At 66.0% G+C, this 23,619-nt stretch carries 19 protein-coding genes; 5 read left to right on the top strand and 14 right to left on the bottom strand.

Annotated features, from left to right (window positions below):
• Positions 1–45 precede the first annotated feature (45 nt).
• The 6 genes from atpB to mnmG all read right to left on the bottom strand — a co-directional run bounded on the left by atpB (position 46) and on the right by mnmG (position 5,947).
• Positions 46–954: a F0F1 ATP synthase subunit A gene (gene atpB / locus IM760_RS01025; RefSeq protein WP_204426686.1), complete on the bottom strand. Its 909-nt coding sequence runs from the start codon at positions 952–954 to the stop codon at positions 46–48.
• Between the two features lie 15 nt (positions 955–969).
• Positions 970–1,398: a hypothetical protein gene (locus IM760_RS01030; protein ID WP_338021356.1), complete on the bottom strand. Its 429-nt coding sequence runs from the start codon at positions 1,396–1,398 to the stop codon at positions 970–972.
• Between the two features lie 310 nt (positions 1,399–1,708).
• Entirely contained in the window at positions 1,709–2,629 is a 921-nt protein-coding gene (locus tag IM760_RS01035; RefSeq protein WP_204426687.1) for a ParB/RepB/Spo0J family partition protein, read from the bottom strand.
• A 14-nt stretch (positions 2,630–2,643) separates the two neighbouring features.
• Positions 2,644–3,450 carry a ParA family protein gene (locus IM760_RS01040; RefSeq protein WP_204426688.1) on the bottom strand — a complete coding sequence of 269 codons (807 nt, stop codon included), beginning with the start codon at positions 3,448–3,450 and terminating at the stop codon, positions 2,644–2,646.
• The gene (gene rsmG / locus IM760_RS01045; RefSeq protein ID WP_204426689.1) at positions 3,447–4,064 is read right to left on the bottom strand and encodes a 16S rRNA (guanine(527)-N(7))-methyltransferase RsmG; all 618 of its coding nucleotides are present in this window, start codon (positions 4,062–4,064) and stop codon (positions 3,447–3,449) included. Before rsmG ends, IM760_RS01040 begins: the two co-directional genes overlap by 4 nt.
• Positions 4,061–5,947 carry a tRNA uridine-5-carboxymethylaminomethyl(34) synthesis enzyme MnmG gene (gene mnmG / locus IM760_RS01050; protein ID WP_204426690.1) on the bottom strand — a complete coding sequence of 629 codons (1,887 nt, stop codon included), beginning with the start codon at positions 5,945–5,947 and terminating at the stop codon, positions 4,061–4,063. The genes rsmG and mnmG overlap by 4 nt, the downstream gene beginning before the upstream one ends.
• A 168-nt stretch (positions 5,948–6,115) precedes the next feature.
• Between mnmG and IM760_RS01055 the strand changes: the two genes are divergently transcribed.
• The 3 genes from IM760_RS01055 (at position 6,116) to IM760_RS01065 (ending at position 10,633) form a co-directional block, all read left to right on the top strand.
• Positions 6,116–7,816, top strand: a complete 1,701-nt coding sequence (locus IM760_RS01055; RefSeq protein WP_204426691.1) for a potassium/proton antiporter — start codon at positions 6,116–6,118, stop codon at positions 7,814–7,816.
• An 11-nt stretch (positions 7,817–7,827) separates the two neighbouring features.
• Positions 7,828–8,640: an SDR family NAD(P)-dependent oxidoreductase gene (locus IM760_RS01060; RefSeq protein WP_204426692.1), complete on the top strand. Its 813-nt coding sequence runs from the start codon at positions 7,828–7,830 to the stop codon at positions 8,638–8,640.
• Positions 8,641–8,818: 178 nt separating this feature from the next.
• Positions 8,819–10,633 (top strand): acyl-CoA dehydrogenase C-terminal domain-containing protein, encoded by a 1,815-nt coding sequence (locus tag IM760_RS01065; RefSeq protein WP_204426693.1) that lies wholly within the window; start codon positions 8,819–8,821, stop codon positions 10,631–10,633.
• Here IM760_RS01065 and IM760_RS01070 read toward each other — a convergent pair whose 3' ends face one another.
• Both IM760_RS01070 and IM760_RS01075 read right to left on the bottom strand, forming a co-directional pair.
• Positions 10,634–11,215: an HAD family hydrolase gene (locus IM760_RS01070; RefSeq protein WP_204426694.1), complete on the bottom strand. Its 582-nt coding sequence runs from the start codon at positions 11,213–11,215 to the stop codon at positions 10,634–10,636. It lies immediately after the preceding gene.
• Positions 11,216–11,269: 54 nt separating this feature from the next.
• Entirely contained in the window at positions 11,270–13,684 is a 2,415-nt protein-coding gene (locus IM760_RS01075; protein WP_204426695.1) for an ExeM/NucH family extracellular endonuclease, read from the bottom strand.
• Positions 13,685–13,972: 288 nt separating this feature from the next.
• Between IM760_RS01075 and IM760_RS01080 the strand changes: the two genes are divergently transcribed.
• Together IM760_RS01080 and cspE are read left to right on the top strand one after the other, a co-directional pair.
• Positions 13,973–15,343, top strand: a complete 1,371-nt coding sequence (locus IM760_RS01080; RefSeq protein ID WP_204426696.1) for a WS/DGAT/MGAT family O-acyltransferase — start codon at positions 13,973–13,975, stop codon at positions 15,341–15,343.
• Positions 15,344–15,549: 206 nt separating this feature from the next.
• Positions 15,550–15,753: a transcription antiterminator/RNA stability regulator CspE gene (gene cspE, locus IM760_RS01085; protein ID WP_204426697.1), complete on the top strand. Its 204-nt coding sequence runs from the start codon at positions 15,550–15,552 to the stop codon at positions 15,751–15,753.
• Positions 15,754–15,846: 93 nt separating this feature from the next.
• On the opposite strand, the gene gdhA is transcribed toward cspE, so the two are convergent.
• From gdhA to IM760_RS01115, 6 genes are all read right to left on the bottom strand, one after another.
• Positions 15,847–17,178: an NADP-specific glutamate dehydrogenase gene (gdhA, locus tag IM760_RS01090; RefSeq protein WP_204426698.1), complete on the bottom strand. Its 1,332-nt coding sequence runs from the start codon at positions 17,176–17,178 to the stop codon at positions 15,847–15,849.
• Positions 17,179–17,262: 84 nt separating this feature from the next.
• The gene (locus IM760_RS01095; RefSeq protein ID WP_204426699.1) at positions 17,263–17,937 is read right to left on the bottom strand and encodes a M48 family metallopeptidase; all 675 of its coding nucleotides are present in this window, start codon (positions 17,935–17,937) and stop codon (positions 17,263–17,265) included.
• Positions 17,937–19,034 (bottom strand): efflux RND transporter periplasmic adaptor subunit, encoded by a 1,098-nt coding sequence (locus IM760_RS01100; protein ID WP_204426700.1) that lies wholly within the window; start codon positions 19,032–19,034, stop codon positions 17,937–17,939. Before IM760_RS01100 ends, IM760_RS01095 begins: the two co-directional genes overlap by 1 nt.
• Before the next feature lie 192 nt (positions 19,035–19,226).
• The gene (locus IM760_RS01105) at positions 19,227–20,861 is read right to left on the bottom strand and encodes a fatty acid--CoA ligase (protein WP_204426701.1); all 1,635 of its coding nucleotides are present in this window, start codon (positions 20,859–20,861) and stop codon (positions 19,227–19,229) included.
• A 214-nt stretch (positions 20,862–21,075) separates the two neighbouring features.
• Complete coding sequence (locus tag IM760_RS01110; RefSeq protein WP_204426702.1) at positions 21,076–22,452, bottom strand: class II fumarate hydratase; 1,377 nt, start codon at positions 22,450–22,452, stop codon at positions 21,076–21,078.
• A 116-nt stretch (positions 22,453–22,568) separates the two neighbouring features.
• Entirely contained in the window at positions 22,569–23,600 is a 1,032-nt protein-coding gene (locus IM760_RS01115; protein ID WP_204426703.1) for a GGDEF domain-containing protein, read from the bottom strand.
• Positions 23,601–23,619: the final 19 nt, after the last annotated feature.

The following is a 23,619-nucleotide window of genomic DNA, read 5'->3' on the forward strand; positions in this document are numbered from 1 at the left end:
CTTTACACTCCCGTTAAGTGCTTCAGTTGAGTTAGGAAACGTTGCTTAGTGCTCTTCCACCGCCATGCTCATGTAGACGATGGTCAGCACCATGAAGATAAACGCCTGCAGGGTGATCACGAGGATGTGGAACACCGCCCAGGGCCAGGCCGCCACGGCCTGCCAGGTGCCCATCATCGCGGCCACCAGGATGAATACGAATTCGCCGGCATACATGTTGCCGAACAGCCGCAAGCCCAGGGAAACCGGCTTGGACAGCAGGGAAATGGTTTCCAGCACCAGGTTGATCGGCAGCAGGATGATCTTGCCCAGCGGGCCCTTGGCTTCGAACGGCTTGAAGCTCAGCTCCGCCATGAAGCCGCCCACGCCCTTCACCTTGATGCTGTAGAACACCACCAGGAAGAACACGCAGATCGACATGGACATGGTGATGTTGGGGTCGGTGGTCGGCACGATGCGGAAATACGCTTCGTGGGCGGACCAGCCGAAGAAGGTGGTCATGATCCACTGGAAGGTGAGCGGCACCCAGTCCACCGGGATCAGGTCCATCAGGTTCATCAGGAACACCCAGCAGAAGATCACCAGGGACAGCGGGGCGATCAGTTTGCTCTTGCCGTGGAACGAGTCGCGCACCTGGGTGTCGATGAACTCGATGATCATTTCCACGAAGTTGAGCATGCCGGAGGGGGTGCCGGCGCTGGCCTTGCGGGCCATCAGCCAGAACAGGAAGCACATCAGAATGCCGAGACCGCCGGACCAGGCCAGGGAATCCACGTGGAAGGCGGCGAAGCCCATGTCGCTGGCTTCCTGGGCGTTACAGGCGAACGTCCAGGTGGCGTCGTTCAGGGTCTGGTCGTGACCGTGACAGGTCCGCTCGTAACCGGCGGGCAATTGGCCATAGGTGAGATTTCCCAGATGGTGCTTGATGTACTCGCTGGCGGAGCTCGCTGCCATATCGATACCTACAGTCTAGTCGTCTTGCCCGTCCCGTTCCGCTCCCAGGCGGTGGTCCAGGTGCGCCACCTGAACCCAACCGGCGATCTGCGCCAGCAGGAACCCCAGAAACAGAACCACTACATGTGTCAGTTCGCGCGATGCCGGCACCTTCGCGAAGGTCAGGCCGAACAGCGCCAGCATGATCACCACCTTGCCGGCTTCCGCCCGCATGGCGGCGCCCGCCATGCGTTCAGGCGCGCGATTGCCCGGGTGTAGCCACACTTGGAAGCCACCCCAGGCGTATGCGATCAGGCTGATAGTGCCGCCCCAGGCGGCCGCGAGGCCCAGACTGGCGCCGGCGATGACGACGACCAGTACGGCGAAAATCATCGCGCTTAGGATTTGCGCGCGCATCAAGCCCCAGAACAGTGTTCTGCGGGCTCGTTCGTCGAAATTGGCCACCGTGCTCCCGTGTGTCGCTGCTGACGCCGCCGGAGCGTGTCAGGAGAAGGTCGCGGGTACCCCCTGATCTTTGGCGCGGGAAGTATATGGGGAAGGTATACCGGTATCAACCGGCGAGGGTCGATTGTTTGGCCCGAAAGGACCGGATTCGGCGTAAAATTTGAACGGACGCTCTAATTGGCGGGAAATCTATACAAATCAAAACGTTTTGTGGCCGGAGCTGAGTCGTATTGATACGCCTCTCCGACCACTGCGTCAAGCGAGTTGATGAATAAGCAAACAAAAACGTCCACCGGGTGAAGAAAGACGCTTATTTGATGTGGGCGAGAATACCGTCCAGTTCGTCCAGATTGTTGTAGCTGATCACCAGCTTGCCCTTGCTGCCGCTGCCCTGCTGGATCTGCACCGGCGCGCCCAGGCGCTCGGACAGGTCATTGAGCAGATGACGCACATTGGGGTCTTCCCGGGGCGGCGCCGCCTTGGCCGGCTTTTCCTTCTCGAACTCGCGCACCAGGGCCTCGGTCTGGCGCACCGACAGCCCCTTGGCCACCACCGCCCGCGCCGCTTCCACCTGCTTCTGGCCGGTCAGCGCCAGCAGCGCCCGGGCGTGGCCCATTTCCAGATCGCCGTGCTCGAGCAGCTTCTTGACGTCCGCCTCCAGGCTCATCAGGCGCAGCAGGTTGGTGACCATGGCCCGGGACTTGCCCACCGCATCGGCCACCTGCTGGTGGGTGAGCCCGAATTCTTCCTTGAGCCGGGACAGCGCCAGCGCCTCTTCCATGGGGTTGAGGTTTTCGCGCTGGATGTTCTCGATCAGCGCCATGGCGATGGCGGCTTCGTCGGGCACCTCGCGGATCACCGCGGGGATCACGTCCAGCTCGGCCATCTGCGCGGCCCGCCAGCGCCGCTCGCCGGCGATGATTTCGTAGCGATCCTCACCCAGCGGGCGCACCACGATGGGCTGCATCACCCCCTGGGCGCGGATCGATTCCGCCAGCTCTTCCAGGGCGTCCGGGGACATGTCACGGCGCGGCTGATAGCGGCCCCGCTGCATGAACTCCACCGGCAGGTGGCGCAGTTCGCCGTCCCGGGGCGGACGCTGGCCACGGTCGGCGGCGGGCGCCTCGCCGCTCTCCAGGCTGACCTCGTCCGGATGGTCCTGGTAGGCCGCGTTGCTGCTCAACAGGGCGTCCAGCCCCTTGCTCAGGCCGCGTTTACGCTTTGCCGCCATAGTCGGATCTCGCTTCAGTCGGTTCGTGCGGGCGCCTGCTGGGTCTTCTGCATGGCCTGTTCGCGGCGCAGGATTTCGCCGGCCAGGGCCAGGTAGCTGACCGCGCCCCGGGATTTGGGATCATAGGTGATCACCGGCGCGCCATGACTGGGCGCTTCCGCCAGCCGCACGTTGCGCGGAATGATGGTGCGATACACCTTGTCGCCGAAATGGCTGATCAGCTGATTGGACACATCGTTGGACAGGCTGTTGCGCGGGTCGTACATGGTGCGCAGCAGCCCGCCGATGTGCAGCTTGGGATTGAGCACCGAGCGGATTTTCTCGATGGTGTTCATCAGCGAGGTCAGGCCTTCCAGGGCGTAGTACTCGCACTGGATCGGCACGATCACCGAGTCCGCCGCGGTGAGCGCGTTGACCGTGAGCATGTTCAGCGACGGCGGGCAATCGATGATGATGTAGTCGTAATCGTCGCGGATGCGCGCCAGGGCGTTGCGCAGCCGGAATTCGCGCAGCTTCATGTCCAGCAGCTGGACCTCGGCGGCGGTCAGGTCACCGTTGGCGGCGATCAGGTCGAAGCCGGATTCTTCCGGCGTGCCCACCACCGCCTGTTCCACGTCCACTTCGCCGGTGAGCACTTCGAGAATGGTGTAGTCCGGCTCGTATTTGTCGACCCCGGCGCCGCTGGTGGCGTTGCCCTGGGGGTCGATGTCCACCAGCAGCACCTTTTTGCGCGTGGCCGCCAGGGAGGCGGCCAGATTGACGCTGCTGGTGGTCTTGCCCACTCCGCCTTTCTGGTTGGCAATGGCAAAAACGGTGGTCACTGCGATCTCCTTATGATCACCAGCACGCGGGTCTCGTCCAGCCCCGGCACGGACAGAGGTTCCACGCGCGCGGTCCAGCCGGCCGGCAGCTCGGCCAGTTCGCGCTCCGCGGCGGCGGCTTTCATGGCCAGAACGCGGGTGTGCGGCGCGATCAGCGGCTCCGTCACCGCCAGGATGTCGGGCAGGGCGGCGAAGGCACGGCTGATAATCTGCGATGGAGCATTACGGTACTGTTCCACGCGGGCGTGCACAACCTCCACGTTGTCCAGGCCCAGCTCCCGCCGGGCCTGACGCACGAAGCGCGCTTTCTTGCCGTTGCCGTCGAGCAGCACGAAACGCTGGCCGGGCCGGGCGATGGCCAGAGGAATGCCGGGCAGGCCGGCGCCGGTGCCCACGTCCAGGGTGTCGCCGTCGTCCAGATGGGGCAGCACCGCCAGGGAATCCAGCAGGTGCCGGGCGATCATCTCGCCGGGCTCGCGCACGGCGGTGAGATTGAACGCCCGATTCCATTTTACCAGCAGGTCGCGGTAGGTGAGCAGCGCCGTGACCTGGTCCGCGTCCAGGGCCACGCCCAGATCGCGCAGGCCGTCCAGCAGACGGTCCCGGTCGGTCATGCCTGGCGGGCCGTCTGGTGCCGGTGCTTCTTCAGGTAGATCAGCAGCAGGGAAATCGCCGCCGGGGTGACCCCGGGGATGCGCCCGGCCTGGCCCAGGGTGGCCGGCCGTACCTCGCCCAGCTTCTGCTTCACCTCATTGGACAGACCCTTCACCGCGCCGTAGTCGAAGTCCTCCGGCAGAGGCTGGTCCTCGGCGGCGCGCAATTTGGCGATCTCCGCCTCCTGGCGGTCGATGTAGCCGGCGTACTTGGCGGCGATTTCCACCTGTTCCACCACCGCGTCGGCCACCGGCGCCAGGCCGGCGGCCTCGGCCAGCGGCCGGTAGCTCAGCTCCGGGCGCTTGAGCAGGTCCATCAGGCTGTATTCGTGGGGCAGCGGCTTGTCCAGCAGGGCGTTGACCCGCTCCGCCTCGGCGGTGCCCGGCCGCACGAAGGTGGCCTTGAGGCGCGCCTGCTCCTGTTCCATGCCGTCGCGCTTGGCCACGTAGGCGGCCCAGCGGGTGTCGTCCACCAGGCCCAGCTCCCGGCCTTTTTCGGTGAGGCGCAGGTCGGCGTTGTCCTCGCGCAGCAGCAGCCGGTATTCGGCGCGGCTGGTGAACATGCGGTAGGGCTCACGGGTGCCCATGGTGATCAGATCGTCCACCAGCACGCCCAGGTAGGCTTCGTCGCGGCGCGGCGCCCAGGCCTCTTTTTCCTGGCTCAGCAGCGCCGCGTTCAGACCCGCCAGCAACCCCTGGGCCCCGGCTTCCTCGTAGCCGGTGGTGCCGTTGATCTGGCCGGCGAAGAACAGCCCGGGCATGTGTTTGGTTTCCAGGCTGTGCTTGAGGTCCTGCGGGTTGAAATAATCGTACTCGATGGCGTAGCCGGGGCGCGTGATGCGGGCGTTCTCGAAGCCACGGATGGAGCACACCGCCGCCATCTGGATGTCGAACGGCAGGCTGGTGGAAATGCCGTTGGGGTACAGCTCATGGGTGTCCAGCCCTTCGGGTTCCACGAAGATCTGGTGGCTGTTCTTGTCCGGGTAGCGGTTGACCTTGTCCTCGATGGACGGGCAGTAGCGCGGCCCGGTGCCTTCGATAACGCCGGTGAACATGGGGCTGCGATCGAACCCGGAGCGGATGATGTCGTGGGTCTGTTCGTTGGTGTGGGTAATGTAGCAGCACACCTGGCGCGGGTGCTCCTCCACCTTGCCCAGGTAGCTCATCACCGGCACCGGGTCGTCGCCCCACTGCTCTTCCATCACCGAGAAGTCCACGGTCTTGCCGTCGATGCGCGGCGGCGTGCCGGTCTTCAGCCGGTCCACCCGGAACGGCAGCTCACGCAGGCGCCGGGCCAGGGCGTTGGAGGGCTGGTCGCCGGCGCGGCCGCCCTGGTGGTTGTCCAGGCCCACATGGATGACCCCGCCCAGGAAGGTCCCGGCGGTGAGCACCACGGCGTCGGCGTGAAAACGCAGCCCCATATTGGTCACCGCGCCCACGCAGCGGCCGTTTTCCACGATCAGGTCGTCCACCGCCTGCTGGAACAGGGTCAGGTTGGGCTGGTTCTCGAGAATGCCGCGGATCGCCGCCTTGTAGCGCACCCGGTCCGCCTGGGCCCGAGTGGCGCGCACCGCCGGCCCCTTGCGGGCGTTGAGCACACGGAACTGAATGCCGCCCAGGTCGGTGGCGCGGGCCATGGCGCCGCCCAGGGCGTCGATCTCGCGCACCAGGTGGCTCTTGCCGATGCCGCCGATGGCCGGGTTGCAGCTCATCTGGCCGAGGGTTTCGATATTGTGGGTGAGCAGCACCGTGTCCACGCCCATGCGCGCCGCCGCCAGGGCCGCCTCGGTGCCGGCGTGGCCGCCGCCAATCACGATAACGCCGAATCGATGGGGGTATTCCATGGGATGCTCTACCTTCGCCCGGAGAGGGGCGTCTAAAATATGACCAGACAGGGCGCGCTAGTATAGTCTCAATGTGGCCAAAATAAAGGCCGGCGCACATGTAGGCGGCGCCGCCTTCCTATATAATGTTCAAACCTTAACCTGCTGTTTTATATTCCAGGAGCGCATTTGGATTCATTGAACCTTTTCTTGCTGGTGGGGACCGGGCTGATGTTCACCGGCCTGCTGCTCGGGTCGATCAGTTCCCGGGTGGGCGTTCCCTCCCTGCTGGTGTTTTTGCTGGTCGGCATGTTCGCCGGCGAGGACGGCATTGGCGGTATCCGGTTCGATGATTTTTCCCTGGCCTATGTGGTGAGCAACATCGCCCTGGCGGTGATCCTGCTCGACGGCGGTCTGCGCACCCGGCTCAGCACCTTCCGGCTGGCGCTGCGCCCGGCGCTCACCCTGGCCACCCTGGGCGTGGCCCTGTCCGCCTCCCTGGTGGGCGCCTTCGCCACCTGGGTGATCGGCGTGGACTGGCGGCTGGGGCTGCTGCTCGGCGGCATCGTCGGTTCCACCGACGCCGCCGCCGTGTTCAATGTGGTCAAGGGCGCCGGGGTGACCCTCAACGAGCGGGTGGCCAGCACCCTGGAGATCGAATCCGGCCTCAACGACCCGATGGCCATCTTCATCACCCTGATGCTGGTGGAAGTGCTGGTGAACCCGGAGATGGGCCTGGGGCTGACCATGCTGATCACCCTGGTGCAGCAATTCGGCCTGGGCATCCTGATGGGCCTCAGCCTGGGCGCTCTGCTCAGCGAGATCCTGCTACGCGTGCGCAGCAACGAGGGATTGCACGCCCTGCTGCTGTGCAGCGGCGGCGCCATGGTGTTCGCGCTCACCAACCTGGCCGGCGGCAGCGGCTTCCTGGCCATTTACCTGGCCGGCCTGGTGGCCGGCAACCGGCGCGGCGGCACCGGCGACAACGTGCTGCGCTCCATGGACTCCATGGCCTGGCTGGCCCAGTCCGGCATGTTCCTGATGCTGGGGCTGCTGGTAACGCCCTCGGAAATGGGCAACAGCCTGGTGGACGCCCTGATGGTGGCGGCCTTCCTGATGATCGTGGCGCGCCCCCTGTCGGTGTGGGTGAGCCTGCTGCCGTTCCGCTTCAGCTGGCGGGAGGAACTGTTCATCGCCTGGACCGGCCTGCGCGGGGCGGTGCCCATCGTGCTGGCGGTGTTCCCGCTGCTGGCCGGGGTCGGCCAGACCCGGCTGCTGTTCGACATCACCCTGGTGGTGGTGCTGATTTCGCTGCTCGCCCAGGGCACCAGCCTGCGCTATGTGGCGCGCTGGCTGAAGGTGTCGGTGCCGGCCACCACGCCACCCCGGCAAATGGTGCCCCTGGCGGCCTCCGGAGACCGCTACCTGATGCAGTTCGAGGTGGACGCCGGGGCCAAGGCCGAGGGCCAGCGGCTGGGCGCCATCACCAGCCCGCGTATCACGCCGTTGCTGATCATCCGTAACCAGGAATTCCGCAACCTGGCCGAGAACCCGGTGATCGAAGCCGGCGATCTGGTCACCTGGCTGGCACCGGTGGCCGAGAAGGATTACCTGTCCGATCTGTGCCACCGTCTTTCCAAGGACGAGAAACGCTATTACGGTGAATTCTTTCTGCGCGGCAGCGTGCCGGTGGACCAGCTGGTGGCGGTGTACGGGATGGAGAAGCCCGACCCGGCCCTGGAGGGGCTCACCGTGGAAGCCCTGTTCGAGCGCCAGTTCGGCCACCAGGCGGTGGTGGGCGACACCCTGCGCCTGAGCGGTCTGAAGCTGCGCGCGCGTACCGTGGAACAGGGCCGCGTGGTCCTGGTCGGGATCAAATTGCCCAAATAGAGGATGGACCCATGCCCCGTTTCGACAACCATCGTGTCCTGATCACCGGCGCCGGCGCGGGCATCGGTCAATTGATGGCGGAGAAGTTCGCCGCCCGTGGCGCCGAGGTGATCGTCACCGCCCGGCGCATCGCCGCCGCCCGCGAGGTGGTGGATCACATCACCAATGCCGGCGGCAACGCCCACGCCTACACGCTGGACGTGAGCAAGATCGCCTCGATCGCGAAATTCCGCGACCAGCTGCACGAGGAGCGGGGCCCGATCAGCATCCTGGTGAACAACGCCGGCGTGGTCCACGGAGGCGAGTTCGAGCAGGTCGACCTGCAGCAGCACCTGGACACCTTCAAGGTCAACGCCGAGGGCCTGATGGCCTGCAGCCATGTCTTCATGGCGGATCTGCTGGCCGCCGACCGCGCCCACCTGGTCAATATCGCCAGCGCTTCCGCCTTTATCGGCCTGCCCTACGGCAGCACCTACGCCGCCAGCAAGTGGGCGGTGGTGGGCTTCTCGGAGTCCCTGCGTCTGGAACTGGCGGAGCGGGGCGAGCGCCATGTGAAAGTGACCACGGTGTGCCCGAGCTATATCGCCACCGGCATGTTCAAGGGCGTGAAGACTCCGCTGTTCTCTCCCATGCTCACCCCGGACCGGGTGGCCGACAGCATTCTGCGCGGCGTCGCCAAGGGCGAGGCGTTCGTGATCGAGCCGCCCATGGCCCGCTCCGTGGAGCTGCTCAAGGGCGTCCTGCCCCGCCGCCTGTGGGACCAGGTGGCCCGGCGCACCGGCGTGTCCACCTCCATGTACAGCTGGAAGGGCAAGCAGGGCTGACCTTTCCAGTTTGTGCATACCTGTTCGCAAATGAAGGCCCAACCGGCGATTCACCCTACAGCCGGCGGCCTTCGCTTCGCCGTCAATGTCAGTCAACGCTCGTTCGCTAACATTGCTTGCCATACGACGACCCCGCCCGACACGGGCGCGGGCCCGCATTGCGAACAGAGAGTGTGCTATGCCGACCTACAAGGCTCCCCTGCGCGACATGCGCTTCCTGATCAACGAAGTGTTCGACTTCGAGAGTCACTACAAGACCCTGCCCAACGGCGAGGAAGCCACCCCGGATATGGTGGAGGCGATTCTCGGCGAGCTGGCGCGTCTGTGTGAAAACACCATCGCGCCGCTCTATCAGAGCGGCGACGAGGAAGGTTGCAAGCTGGAAGACGGCCAGGTGACCACGCCCAAGGGCTACAAGGAAGCCTACCAGGAGTACGTGGCCGGCGGCTGGCAGGGTCTCTCCCACCCCACCGAGTACGGCGGCCAGGGCCTGCCCATGTCGCTGAACCTGTTCAAGCAGGAAATGCTGGGCGCCGCCAACTGGTCCTTCGCCATGTACCCGGGCCTGTCCCTGGGGGCCATGAACACCATCCAGTTGCACGGCGATGAAGAGCAGAAACAGACTTATCTGAGCAAGCTCACCGAGGGCACCTGGGCCGGCACCATGTGCCTCACCGAGCCCCAGTGCGGCACCGACCTGGGTCAGGTGAAAACCAAGGCCGAGCCCCAGGACGACGGCTCCTACAAGCTCACCGGCACCAAGATTTTCATTTCCTCCGGTGACCACGATCTCACCGAAAACATCGTGCACATCGTGCTGGCGCGCCTGCCGGACGCCCCCAAGGGCACCAAGGGCATCTCCCTGTTCATCGTGCCCAAGTACCTGCCCGGCCAGATCGGCGAGGACAACGGCGTGGCCTGCGGCTCGCTGGAAAAGAAAATGGGCATCAAGGCGTCCGCCACCTGCGTGATCAACTTCGACGGCGCCACCGGTTACCTGATCGGCCCGGCCAACCAGGGCCTGGAGTGCATGTTCACCTTCATGAACTCGGCGCGCATCGGCACCGCCTGCCAGGGCATCGCCCACGCCGAGCTGGCCTACCAGGGCTCGCTGCCCTACGCCAAGGAGCGCCGCTCCATGCGCGCCCTGTCCGGCAAGAAGGACCCGGACGCGGTGGCCGACGCCCTGATCCACCACGGTGACGTGCGCCGCATGCTGCTCAAGCAGAAGGCCATCGCCGAAGGCGGCCGGGCGATGATCTACTTCGCCGCCCAGTACGCCGACCATATGATCTCCGGCATCCTCGAGGACGATAAGGACAAGTACGACCGCTGGGACAGCGAGCTCGGCTTCCTGACGCCGATCCTCAAGGGCTTTCTCACCGAGAAAGGGCTGGAAGTGGCCAACGACGCCATGCAGGTGTTCGGCGGCCACGGCTACATCAAGGAACACGGCATGGAGCAGATCGTGCGTGATGCGCGCATCGCCACGCTCTATGAAGGCACCACCGGCATCCAGGCCCTGGACCTGCTGGGCCGCAAGGTGCTGCTGTCCAGCCGTGGCAAATGCGTGCGGGATTTCTCCAGGAAGCTGCTCGACTTCGGTCGCAAGCACCTGACCGACGGCGAGCTGCGCCCCTACGCCTGGAAGCTGCTGAAGATCGCCGCCGAGTGGAACTACCTGACCACCCGCATCATGCTGGTCGCCGCCAAGGATCGGGAGATGGTCGGCACCGCCAGCTACGATTTCCTGATGTATTCCGGCTACGCCATGATGGCCTACTTCTGGGCCCTGCAGGCCAAGGTGGCGCGGGACAAACTGGCCCACGGCGGCAACGAGCCCAAGGAGTTCTACCAGGCCAAGCTGGCCACCGCGGAGTTCTTCTTCGAACGCATGCTGCCCACCGCCAAGGGCCACGCGGACGCCGCCCTCAAACCGACCAAGAGCACCATGCAGCTGGCGCCGGAACATTTCTCGTTCGACTACGAGTAATCATCCCAGCCAGTCCAGCAGCTCGCCGAGATGGCCGACCACCACGTCGGCCTGATCGGTGAAGTGCTGGTTACCGCCATTGAGCAGCAACCCCGCCGCCATGCCGGCGTTGCGGGCGGCCTGCAGATCGTAGACAAAGTCCCCCACGTACAGGCAATCCGCCGGCACCAGCCGTAACCGGTCGGCGATGCGCAGCAGACCCTCCGGGTCCGGTTTGGGCGCGCAGTCCTCCCGCGTGAGAATCAGATCCACCGGCAGGTTGAGCACGTCGTGGGTGCGCGCCACGGCGGCGCGGCTGTTGCGGGTCAGGATCGCGGTGGGCACGCCCCGTTGGTGCAGCGTGGCCAGCAGCGCCTCGGCGCCGTCGATCCAGCGGGCGGCGGCCGCGCCCTCCTGCTCGTGCCGGTCGATCACCGCCCGGGCCCGGGCCGCCGCCAGCGGCGCCAGGGTTTGCAGGTGTTCTAGCACGCCGATCCCGTCCGGAAAGCCCAGTTCGCGGCGCAGGGCGGCGAAATCCAGCTGGCTGTCCACCAGAGTACCGTCCAGATCGAACAGCAGGGCCTGAAAGCGACGCGGCGGCATGATGATCTCCTTGAGTCCGGAAAGGTCCCAGGATATCCGGCCGCCGCGTAAGGTTCAGTGACGGCGGCGCATCAGGCCCGCCAGCATCAGCAGCACCCCGTAGCCCAGGGAGCCCCCGCCGCCGCTGTCGCCGCCGTTATCGGCGCCGTCGCCCTGGTCCGGCCGGTCGCCACCCGCCTCGGCGGACAGGGCCAGGTCGATGAGCACCGGATCGTGGTCGGAGGCCCGCCAGGCGTCCGCGGCGTAATAACGCTGGTGCTGCTGTTCGCTCTCGTAGTCCGGCAGCAGGTAGGACAACGCCACCGGTTCGTCGGCGTTGATGTGCCATTCCCGGGTGGCCAGCACCTTGTCATTGAGACGTTCGGACGCCAGGGCGTGGTCCAGATAGCCGGCTTCGCCCTTGTAGGTGTAGCTGTAGGCGTCCTCGCCCTGGAAGCGCCGCACCAGATTCACCAGGCCGGCATCGCGCAGGGTGGTGATCGGGTCTTCCTGGGCGTAGCTGTTGAGGTCACCGATGATCAGCCAATTGCCGTCGTTGGCGCCGGTGGGGTCGTCCTCCAGCCAGCTCAGCACCCCCTCGGCGGCGGCCACCCGTTCCGGGTTCCAGCAGCCCTGGCCGTCACCCTGGTCGCTGTTAACGCCGTCGTCCGGGCAGCTGCCCTTGGACTTGAAGTGGTTGACCACCACCGTCAGGGTTTCGCCGCCGTTGAGCGGTCGGAAGGTCTGCACCAGCGGCTGACGGTTGGTTTCGTTGCCGAAGGCGCCGCGGTCGGTGGTGGCGGCGGTGCCCGCCTCCTCGACCACATCACTCCGATAGATCAACCCAACGGCGATGGCGTCCCCGCCGAGGCGCTCAAGGCCAGGGTCCACATAGCGCCAGGCCGGCCCCAGGGCATCGGTGAGCTGGGCCAGGGCGGATTCCGGGCCATAGCCGTCGTTCTCCACTTCCATCAGGCCGACCACATCGGCGTCGATGCCCTTGAGCGCCGCCACCAGCTTATCCTGTTGCCGGGTCAGCTCTTCACTGCTCTTCGCCCCCCGCGGGGTGGGAAAGCCGCCGCCGGCGCCGTCACCGTTGAAGTAGTTCAGGACGTTGAACGAGGCCACCCGCAGATCGCTGCCGGCGGCCCGGTCCGGAGCCGGGGAACGGGGGTTGGCGGCGGGGTCGAAGCGCACTTCGCCCACCGGCTGAAGACGCCACTCGTTGAAGCCGTAGGTGAACACCGCCTGGAACGGTCGGGTGCGGTAGCCGGCGCGCAGGGTATTGTTGGCGGCCAGCCCTCCGTCGGGATAGATCACCGTATCCGGGTTCTGAACGTTGGACGCATCGTCCAGCAATATGCGGTTGCGGGTGTTGGCTTCCTTCACCGCCCGGGCGGCATCGCCGGGCGCCGCCACATTGGTGGGGTTGAACAGGCGGCCGTCGCTCAGCGTCACGCTGCCGTAGCGGGCCAGCTCGTAGTTGTCGCTCACGGTCAGCGGCTGCTCCACGCTCACCAGCATGCCCTCCAGGGCCTCCCGGTTGGCCAGGTCATCGAACGGCAGGGTCAGCACCACCGGCGTCACGGTGACATTCTGCTCGCAGACCGCCCGCTGGTCGGCGCTGATCTGGGTCAGGCCGTAGTACTCGCCGACGGTGCCGCTCACCCGCACCCGGTCACCGGCGACCACGTCCGCGTCCGGCTGATAGACGAACAGACCTTCAGAGGTGGCCGGGTCGTCGTCCCGATGCGCCTCGGTCTCCATCACATAGAAGCCATCGAAGGCCGGGTACACGGCGGTCACCACCGCCTCGATCACCTGGCCCTCGCCGTCCAGGGGGGAGACATCGCCGTCGCCCTGAATGGCGGCGATGCGGGTCACCGCCTCGCCGCAGGCGCCCAGGGGCACCGGCTCACCAGCGTCGCCACCGCCGCCGGTGCCCGGCTCACCCAGGCCGTCCAGGGTGTCCGAGGGGAAGCCCACCCACTCCACCGACGGATCGAAGGCATCGTCGATCACGGTATCGCCACCGGTGACGCTGGCCTTGCGGCGCAGGGTGCGGTCCGCGGTGCTCAGGCCACCGCCGGTCCAGGCGCTGCCCGGGTCCTCGCCCACCCGGCCGAAGCTGTCCACCACGCCGTCGGCGTTACGCAGCACATAGGCGTCGTCGCCGTTGTGGTTGATGGTGGCGCTGGTGATGTCCGCCAGCCCGGCCAGGCTGCCGGAGGCCTGGCTGGTGGCGATCACCAGCACATCACCGCCGGCCAGGGTCCGGCCGTCCAGGGCCAGGCTGCTGCTCACCGTGGTGGCGCCGTTGCTGTAGCGCTCCAGCACATAGCCGTTCAGGCTCTGGCTGGTGTCGCCGGCGTTGTACAGCTCCAGCGCTTTGTTCTGGCCGCTGCCTTCCACGTACTCACTGATCAGGATATTGCCCTGGGCGCTGCAGGCCATTCCCAGCCCGGCCAGCCCCATGATGAAGATGCGCATGACCCGCTCCACGAAAATTGGTGGGAGTACCCTGACAAGGGGCCATGACCAAACCATTTCACGGGTATGGCAACCTTCTTGCAGGCACTTTGGCATCGGCCATGGCAGCGGCATTGGCAAGCTCCTGATCAAGGTGTAATCGCGCATACCGTGGTGGGCTCCAGGGCCAAGCCTCGTTTACCACAAGGCACATTCAGGACCCGGGTCGCTCTGCTAAGATGACCCGTAACGCCAAGGAGATAGCGCGTCCTGTTCCCGAGCGGGACGGCGATAAAAAGTGAGGATGGCATGAAAACCCTGAGTCCGGTGGATCAGTTGTTCCTGTATCTGGAAAAACGACAGCAGCCCATGCATGTGGCGGGTCTGCAATTGTTTTCCTTCCCCGAGGGCGCCGGCCCCAAATACGTCAGTGAACTGGCCCAGTCGATCCGTGATTATTGCCGTCCCGAACCGCCCTTCAACCAACGCTTGCGGCGCCGCTGGGGCCAGTGGCACTGGGACGAGGACAAGCAGTTCGACATCGATCACCATTTCCGCCACGAGGCGCTGCCCAAGCCGGGCCGTATCCGCGAGCTGCTGTCGCTGGTGTCCGCCGAGCATTCCAATCTGCTGGACCGGGAGCGTCCGCTGTGGGAGGCGCACCTGATCGAAGGCATTCGCGGCCGCCAGTTCGCCCTCTACACCAAGGTGCACCACTCCATGGTGGACGGCATCTCGGCCATGCGCATGGGCATGCGGGCCCTGTCCCCGGACCCGGACGAGCGGGATTTGCCTCCGGTGTGGGCCTACAAACCCAACAAGCGCGGGCGGGGCGTGAGCAGCCCGGTGGACGCGGTCAGCAGTCTGGCGCGCCTGACCGCCGGCGCCAGCCGCCAGATCGCCACCGTGCCGGCGCTGACCCGGGAAATCTACCGGGTCACTCAGAAAGCCAAGGACGACCCCAATTTCGTGTCCATCTTCCAGGCGCCGGACACCATCCTCAACCAGTGCATCACCGGCTCACGGCGGTTCGCCGCCCAGAGCTATTCCCTGCCGCGCCTGAAAAAGCTGGCCGGAGCCTTCAACTGCACCCTTAACGATGTGGTGCTGAGCATGTGCGGCCACGCGCTGCGCGAGTACCTGATCAGCCAGAATGCCCTGCCCGACCAGCCGCTGATCGCCATGGTGCCCATGTCCCTGCGCAAGGACGACAGCGCCGGCGGCAACCAGATCGCCATGATCCTGGCCAACCTGGGTACCCATGTGTGCGACCCCGCCAACCGGCTGCGCGTGGTGCAGGCCTCGGTGAAGGAGGCGAAGCAGCGCTTTTCGCAGATGAGCCCGGAGGAGATCCTCAACTTCACCGCCCTGAGCATGGCTCCCACCGGGCTCAATTTGCTCACCGGCCTGGCGCCGCGCTGGCGGGCGTTCAATGTGATCATTTCCAACGTGCCCGGCCCCAAGGAGCCGCTGTACTGGAACGGCGCCCAGTTGAAGGGCCAGTACCCGGTGTCGGTGGTGCTGGACCGCATCGCCCTGAACATGACGCTGACCAGCTACCGGGATCAGATCGAGTTCGGACTGATCGCCTGCCGCCGTACCCTGCCCTCCATGCAGCGCCTGCTGGACTACCTGGAACAGTCCATTCGCGAGCTGGAAATCGCCGCTGGCCTGCGCTGAGCGGGTCGTCGGCGGGTGCCCGGGAGAGCCGCCAAAAAAAGGTTGGTGTGGCGGCATAAAGGGGGTAAAGTCAAAAAGGCTGCAGATTGTGGCAGTGGTTTGTTTTGGTAGTTGCCTTCCTCCGCGTGAAGCTCAAGAAGTCTCCGAACACCCCTCCCCTGGTTTGCATGCACACCCTATTGAAAAGTTTTGAGGTATAGATTCACATGGCTACTGGTACCGTTAAATGGTTCAACGAATCCAAGGGTTTCGGTTTCATTTCCCAGGATGACGGCGGCGCGGATGTCTTCGTTCACTTCAGCGCGATCACTGGCTCTGGCTTCCGTACTCTGGCCGAAGGCCAGAAAGTAAGCTTCGATATTCAGCAAGGTCCGAAAGGTCCGCAGGCGGCCAACGTCGTCGCTGAGTAAGGCCTGAACGCGCGGGCCGGGGTCGGCCCGCCGCCCGCCGTTTTCAAGGTCGGAAAAACCCCGCCGAGGCGGGGTTTTTTTTGCGGTTCCGGCTCAGAGAATACCCTGGCCGACCATGGCTTCCGCCACCCGCAGGTAGCCGGCCATGTCCGCCCCCACCAGATAGTCCGGCCGCTCCCCGTCACCGCCGTGATCCAGACAGCGCTGGTGCACCCGGGCCATGATGTCGCGCAGCCGACGATCCACTTCCTCGGCGCTCCAGCTTTCCCGACGGCTGTTCTGGCTCATTTCCAGACCGCTCACCGCCACGCCGCCGGCGTTGGCCGCCTTGCCCGGGCCGAACACCACCCCGGCGTCGCGCAGCCGTTTCACGGCCGCGCCGGAGCAGGGCATGTTGGCGCCCTCCACCACCCAGCCGCAGCCGTTGTCGATAAGCCGGTCCGCGTCCTCTTCTTCCAGTTCATTCTGGGTGGCGCAGGGCAAGGCGATGTCACAGGGAAGATCCCAGGGACGTTCGCCGTCCCGGTATTCCACCCCGTCGAAGCGATCCGCCAGATCACCGACCTTGCCGCCGCCGTTCTTGATCTCCGCCACCGCCTCCAGGTGGTCCCGGGTGAAGCCGTCCTTGATGTAAATGCTGCCCCGGGAGTCGGACAAGGTGACCACCCGGGCGTCACGCTCCAGCGCTTTCTCCAGAGCGTGACGGGCCACGTTACCGGCCCCGGAAATAGCCACCGTGCGGCCCTCCAGCGTCTGATCCCGCTGGTTCAGCATGGCCTCCAGAAAGTAGATCAGCCCATAGCCGGTGGCCTGGACGCGCAGGGCGCTGCCGCCAAAGGAGAGCTGCTTGCCGGTGAAGCCGCCGTCGTGCCGACGGCCGAGCTTGCGGTACATGCCGAACAGGTAGCCGATTTCCCGGGGGCCCACGCCCATGTCACCGGCCGGCACGTCGGTGTCGGCGCCCATATGGTGGTGAAACTCGGTCATGAACGCCTGACAGAAACGCATCACCTCGGCATCGCTGCGGCCCTTGGGATTGAAGTCCGAGCCGCCCTTGCCGGCGCCCAGCGGCAGGCCGGTAAGGGCGTTCTTGAGGGTTTGTTCCAGCGCCAGAAAGGTGAGCACATCCAGGTTCACCGAGGGGTGGAACCGCAGGCCACCTTTATAGGGCCCCAGAGCTCCGTTCATCTGCACCCGGAAGCCGCGGTTCACCCGGGTACGGCCGTCGTCGTCCACCCAGGGCACCCGGAACACCAGCGTGCGTTCCGGCTCCAGCAGTCGCGTCATCAGCGCGTCGTCGTCGACGTCCGGGTGGTCCCTGAGTGGCCCCTCGATGCTCTCCAGCAGCGACCGGGCGGCCTGCTGAAAGTGCGTGTGGTGGGGGTCCCTTTCCTTGATGCGGTCGAGTATCGATTGAGTATCCATGGCCCCCATGAAACCGGCCCGGCCATCAAAGACAAGTCATCGCCGCTTCAAAAAAAGTAAAAAGCCTCGGGGCCGGGCGCGGATTCAGCCCTCCAGCAGGGTCTTGCGGCGGCGCCAGTCGGGCATGCGGCGGTCCATCAGGGCGTGAAATTCCGGCCCGTGGTGCATGTGCTCCAGATGGCAGAGCTCGTGCATCACCACATAGTCGATGGCCGCCGGCGGGTACTTCATCAGCAGCAGGTTGAGGTTGATGTAGCCCCGTGGCGACAGGGACCCCCAGCGGGTGCGCATTTTCTTGACCCGCAGCGTGGGGCGGCGATGGCCGCCCTCCGCGAACCAGGGAAACTGGCGTTCGATGCTGTCCTGAAAGAAGGCCCGCGCCTGAGCGCGCCACCATTCGTACAGCGCCTCCCGCACCTGACTCTCATCGTCGGGGCGGGGCACGGCGATGCACAGCCGATCGTCCTCCAGATTCACGCGACCCCGGGCCGGGCCGGTGGACAAGGCACGCACATCCAGCGTGCGCGGCGTTCCCAGGTGCGGGCAGGGCTCGCCGTGGCGCCAGTGCTGGCGCGGGCGGTGGGCCATGTCGCGACGCTGGCGGGCAATCCAGTCACGGCGTTCGTCGACGAACGCTTCGATATGGCGGCCCGCGAGGCGCAGCGGCGCGCGCACCTGAACGCGCCCGTCCGGGAACACCCGCACCTCCAGCGAACGGCGCCGTGAACGAACCAGTTCATATTCCACCGGCCAGGTCATCAGACCGGCGCTTCCAGCGGCGTTCTCCAGGACGGCAACCACGCGCCCCGGTCCAGGCCGTCGGGCAGAACGGTGACCGGGGCGCCGCTGCCCAGCCCGAGATGGCCGCTGACGATGACCGGCTCCGCCTCGCTCAGGCCGGCGACCACTTCCACCCAGCCGTCCCGGCGGCCGCCCAACTGCACCGCGCGGCGCTCGGCGCGCTGCGTCGTGGTGATGGTGAACACAAAGCTCCGCGCGCCAGAGGTGACGATGGCCTGCTCCGGCACCAGCAGGGCGGCGTGCTCACCGAACAGCATCGAGACCCGCAGAACCTCGCCGGGACGCAGCAGCGCCTCGCCATTGTCCAGCATGGCCTTGATGGCAAGACCGGCGCCGTCGCCATCGGCCTGGCCGTTGAACACCATCACCTTGCCGGCGAATTGTTTGTGTGGATGGGCGTCGCTGCTGAAGGTCACGTCCAGTCCGGGGCGCAGCGCCACCCGGTAACGCTCCGGCGCCTGAAAGCTCACCTCCAGATTGCGCACGCTGTCCAGGGTGGCGATGGGGTCGCCGCTGCGCAGGTAGGCGCCCGGGTGCACCTGACGCAGCCCCATGACACCGTCGAACGGCGCGCGGATGCTGTGGTCCTCCAGGGCCACCCGGCGGGCATCCAGCCCGGTCCGGGCGTCTTCCAGGGCGGTTTTCAGCGTGTTCACCTCGGCCTGGGAGACGGCCCGGGTGCCCAGCCGGCGGGCGGCCTCCTGATAGTCGGACAGCGCCCCCTGGTAATCAGCACGTGCCCGTTCCAGATCCATCCGGGCCTGACGGTCGTCCAGGGAGACCAGCAGGGCGCCGGCTTCCACGCTCTGCCCTTCATGGAAGTGCAGTTCGGTGACGCGCCCGTCCACCTCCGTGACCAGGGTGATGGCGCGACCGGCGCGGGCGGTGCCCGTTACTTCCAGACGGTCGATCAGAGGACGTATCACCGCCGCGGTGACATTCACCTCGGCGGGCGGCCCGGTCACCGCGTCGTCGTCGGGCGTACCCTGGTACCACCCGGCGATACCCAGGCCCAGGGCGGCCACGATCAGCAGGCTGGCGATCACTCGCAGCATGGTCTTCTCCAGAATGGGGAGCACGCCGGTTCCGCGAAGGGGCCAGCCCAGGGCGGGGGAGACACGGAGTGTCAGCGTTGTCGGTGGCCGATCGGCGGGGACACCGGGCGGCTTCGGGCAGGGTACACGCTTGCCGGGCGGCGGGATAGGAGGCGGGAAAAGAACGGGGCCGGGTTGACCGGCCCCGTGGGATCACACCAGTTCGGCGCGCATTTTCTTCTTGTCCAGTTTGCCCACCGAGGTGCGCGGCAGCTCGTCCACGAACACCACCCGGTCGGGCACGCCGTAGCGGCTGATCACCCCATCGTCCGCGTAGCCGCTGAGCAGCGTCTTGATGGCGTCCTCGTCCACCTCGCCGCTCTTGACCACCAGGGCCACCGGGCGCTCGCCCCATTTCTCGTCGGGTACGCCGACCACCGCGCACTCGGCCACGGCGTCGTGCTGCAGGATCAGGCCTTCCAGGTCCAGGGAGGACACCCACTCACCGCCGGTCTTGATCACGTCCTTGATGCGGTCGGTGATCTTCAGCCAGCCGTCGCCGTCGATCACACCGATGTCGCCGGTGTGCATCCAGCCGCCGCGCCACAGTTCCCGGGAGTTGTCCTCGTCCTTCAGGTAGCCCTGGGTCAGCCAGGGGGCGCGCAGCACCAGCTCGCCCTGGCTTTTGCCGTCGTGGGGCACATCGTTCATGTCGGTGTCGACGATGCGCCACTGCACCATGGGCACCGGCCGGCCGGTGCGGCTGCGGTAGTCCGCCTGGGTTTCCGCGTCCGCCTTCTCCAGTTCCGGCGTCAGCAGCGCCACGGAGATCAGCGGGCAGGTTTCGCTCATGCCGTAGCCGGCATAGATGTCGATGCCCCGGGCCAGGGCCGCCTTGGCCAGGGGCTTGGGCAGCGCCGAGCCGCCAATGATCACCTTCCAGCCGCTCAGGTCGATGCTCTTGGCGGCTTCCGCCTGCAGCAGCATCTGGATGATGGTGGGCACGCAGTGGGAGAAGGTCACCTTTTCGGTGAGCAGCAGCTTGAGCAGGGTTTCCGGCACATAGCGGCCCGGGTACACCTGCTTCACGCCCAGCAGCGTGGCCACGTAGGGCACGCCCCAGGCGTGCACGTGGAACATGGGCGTGATCGGCATGTACACGTCGTCCTGGTTGAACCGGCCGTGGCCGGAACCGGACAGCGCCGCGCGGCCGGCGAAGGTGTGCAGCACCAGCTGACGGTGGGAGAAGTACACGCCCTTGGGCAGGCCGGTGGTGCCGGTGGTGTAAAAGGTGGTGGCGCGGGTGTTCTCGTCCAGCAGCGGAAAGTCGTACTGGTCCGGTGCCTTCTGCAGCAGCGCTTCGTACTCGCCGGCCAGATCCAGCTTGCTGTCCAGATTGCCGCCTTCGTCGTCCAGCAGAATAAAGGTCTTGGCGGTTTCGATGCGGTCCTTGAGCTCTTCCAGCACCGGCAGGAACTCGCGGTTCACCAGGATCACGTCGTCCTCGGCGTGATTCAGGGTGTAGAGAATCTGCTCCGGGCTGAGACGCACGTTCACGGTATGCAGCACGGCGCCCATCATCGGGATGGCGAAGAAAGCTTCCAGATAGCGGTGGCTGTCCCAGTCCATGACCGCCACGGTGTCGCCGGGCTTGACGCCGCAGGCGGCCAGGGCGCCGGCCAGCCGGTGCACGCGGCGCTCCAGTTCCCGATAGCTGTAGCGGCGCTGATCGGCGTAGACGATTTCCTGTTCGGGGGCGGAGCGGACGCCGGATTCGAGAATGCCGTGGATCAGCAACGGCGACTCCACCGCCTCCGGGGTGCGATCAATGGTCAGGTCTTTGCTCATGCTTGCTCTCCATCACCAAAAAGTCCGAGCCGAAGCGGAGCCACGCGGCGCCGGATAAACGCCGGCGACCCTCGCCGTCCGGCCCGGGATTGCTTTGTTATAGCAGGCTGCTGAAACACCCTTGGGGTGCTCAGCCTGGCCTGCGGGGCGGGCAAAAGATTGGCACAGCCCGCCGCCGGCGTCACCCCGGCGGCGTGACCGGTGCGTCGCGTGGTCAGGAGCCGGACGGACCGGTGAGCTTGAGCGGGTCGAGCAGTTTTTCCAGTTCGTCGCGGCCCAGGTCGGTGTGTTCGGCGGCCACGTCGATCACCGCCCGGCCGCTGGCGAACGCTTCCTTGGCGATGGCGGCGGCTTTCTCATAACCGATCACCGGGTTGAGGGCGGTGACCAGGATCGGATTGCGCCCCACGCCCTCGGCCAGGCGCTCCTTGTTCCAGGTCATGCCGTGGATCGCCTGGTCGGCCAGATTGCGGCAGCTGTTGGCCAGCCATTCGGTCATGTCCAGGAGGTTGGTGGCCACCAGGGGCAACATCACGTTGAGCTGGAAGTTGCCGCTCTGGGCGGCCACCGTATTGGCCTGGTCGAGACCGATCACCTGGGCCGCCACCATGGTGGCGGATTCGCAGATCACCGGGTTGACCTTGCCGGGCATGATCGAGGAGCCGGGCTGGGTGGCGGGCAGCTGCAGCTCGCCCAGGCCGTGGATCGGGCCGGAGTTCATCCAGCGCAGGTCGTTACTGATCTTCATCAGCACCACCGCCAGCCCGCGCAGGGCGGCGGACAGGTGCAGCGGCGCATCCACCGCGCTCTGCGCCAGGGCCGGGTGCGGCAAGGCGGTGAAGGGCCGGCCGGTGTCGTCGGCGAGGGCCTCGGCGAAACGCTCCGCGAAACGCGGATCCGCGTTGATGCCGGTGCCCACCGCGGTACCGCCCTGGGGCAGCGCCTGCAGGTCGTCCCGGGCGCGGGCCAGGCGCTCGCTGGCGCTTTGCAGCTGCAGCACCCAGGTGCGCAGCTCCTGCTCCACGGTCACCGGCATGGCGTCCATCAGATGGGTGCGGCCGGTCTTCACCAGGGTTTTGCCCTCGCCGGCGCGCAGCCCCAGGGTGGCGATCAGATGTTCCAGATCGGGCAGCAATTGCTCGGTGACCGCCATCACCGAGGACAGGTGCAGGGCGGTGGGAATGGTGTCGTTGCTGCTCTGCCCCAGATTGACGTCATCGTTGGGGTGGATCTCCGTGCCCGCCTCGCGGCACAGGTGGGCCACCACCTCGTTGACGTTCATATTGGTGCTGGTGCCGGAGCCGGTCTGGAACACGTCCACCGGAAACTGGTCCAGGTGATGGCCGTCGAGCAGCTCATTGCAGGCGCCGACGATGGCGGCGCGCTTCTGCTCATCGAGCAGTTCCAGGTCCGCGTTGGTCTGCGCCGCGCAGCGCTTGATGCGAACCACCGCCTGGATGAAGCGTGCCGGCAGGCCCCGGCCACTGATGGGAAAGTTGTTCACCGCACGCTGGGTCTGGGCCCCCCAGCGGGCTTCCACGGGCACTTCGATTTCACCCAGGGAATCCTTTTCCACTCGTGTGTCGCTCATCACCGTTCTCCTGCGCCGCGATCGGGTCCCTCAGTATCGGCAAGCGCCGGGAGGCCGTCCAGGGAGACGGCCACGGCGCGGCGGCGGACGATGCAAAATGACGAAAAAGACCGGCTTCAGCCTTCCCAGACCACCTGATTGCGACCCTGCTGCTTGGCGATATAAAGACGCTGATCGGCGGCCTCCACCAGCTCGTCCAGACTGTCGCCGTCGGTCCCCCATTCCGCCACCCCGATGCTGCACGAGAGCGGCACGCTCACGCGGCCTCTCTGGTAGGGCTGGCTGGCGATCAGCTCGCGCAGACTTTCCGCCACCAGGATCGCCTCGTCGCGGTTGGTGTCCGGCAACAGCACGGTGAATTCCTCACCGCCCACCCGGCAGGGCAGATCGGTGGCGCGCAGCCGTTCACGAAGACGCTGCGCCACGTGAATCAGCACCAGGTCGCCAATGCGGTGGCCGTGGTTGTCGTTGACCGCCTTGAACAGATCCAGGTCCAGCACCAGCAGGCTCAGCGGTGTATCGAGCCGTTGAGCCCGGCTGCGTTCATGCACGAACGCTTCGCGGAAGCGGTACAGATTGGCCAGCCGGGTGAGCGGATCGGTGGAGGCCATCACCACCAGATCGGAACGGGAACGGTGGCTGCCACGTTCATAGATATAGGCGAAGGCGAGCGTCACCGACAGGGACAGAACGATATTGGCGATCTCGGCGAAGCCGCTGCGGTACAGGTAATCCGGGTATTTATAAAGAAACAGTGCCAGCGCCACGAGAATAAAGAACACCGACACCGACAGGCCCAGGCGCGGACCCAGCAGAAGATGGCAAAGCACTGGAACGATGTAGATCCACAGAAATACCGTGGGCGAGGCCTGGGGCAGATGGAGCGCGACCATCATGATGGTGAGAAACGGGAACAGATAGATCAGTGTCCAGAAGCGCAGACGCGGCGTACGACGCACCACCACATACAGCAACAGCGACGCGATGGCGGCACCCAGCTCGATATAAGCCAGCACCATCACCCCGCGTCGGGTGTTGATAACGAAGAACAGAGCGCCACACCCCGCGGTGAGAATCAGCAGCGCCTTGAGCAAAGCGCGACGCTGCGACTGACCGCTGTGGTCGCCTACCTGAAAATCAGTCCCCATGTGATATACACCGGATCGT

This window comes from Alloalcanivorax marinus, assembly GCF_016906305.1.
Classification (GTDB): domain Bacteria; phylum Pseudomonadota; class Gammaproteobacteria; order Pseudomonadales; family Alcanivoracaceae; genus Alloalcanivorax; species Alloalcanivorax marinus.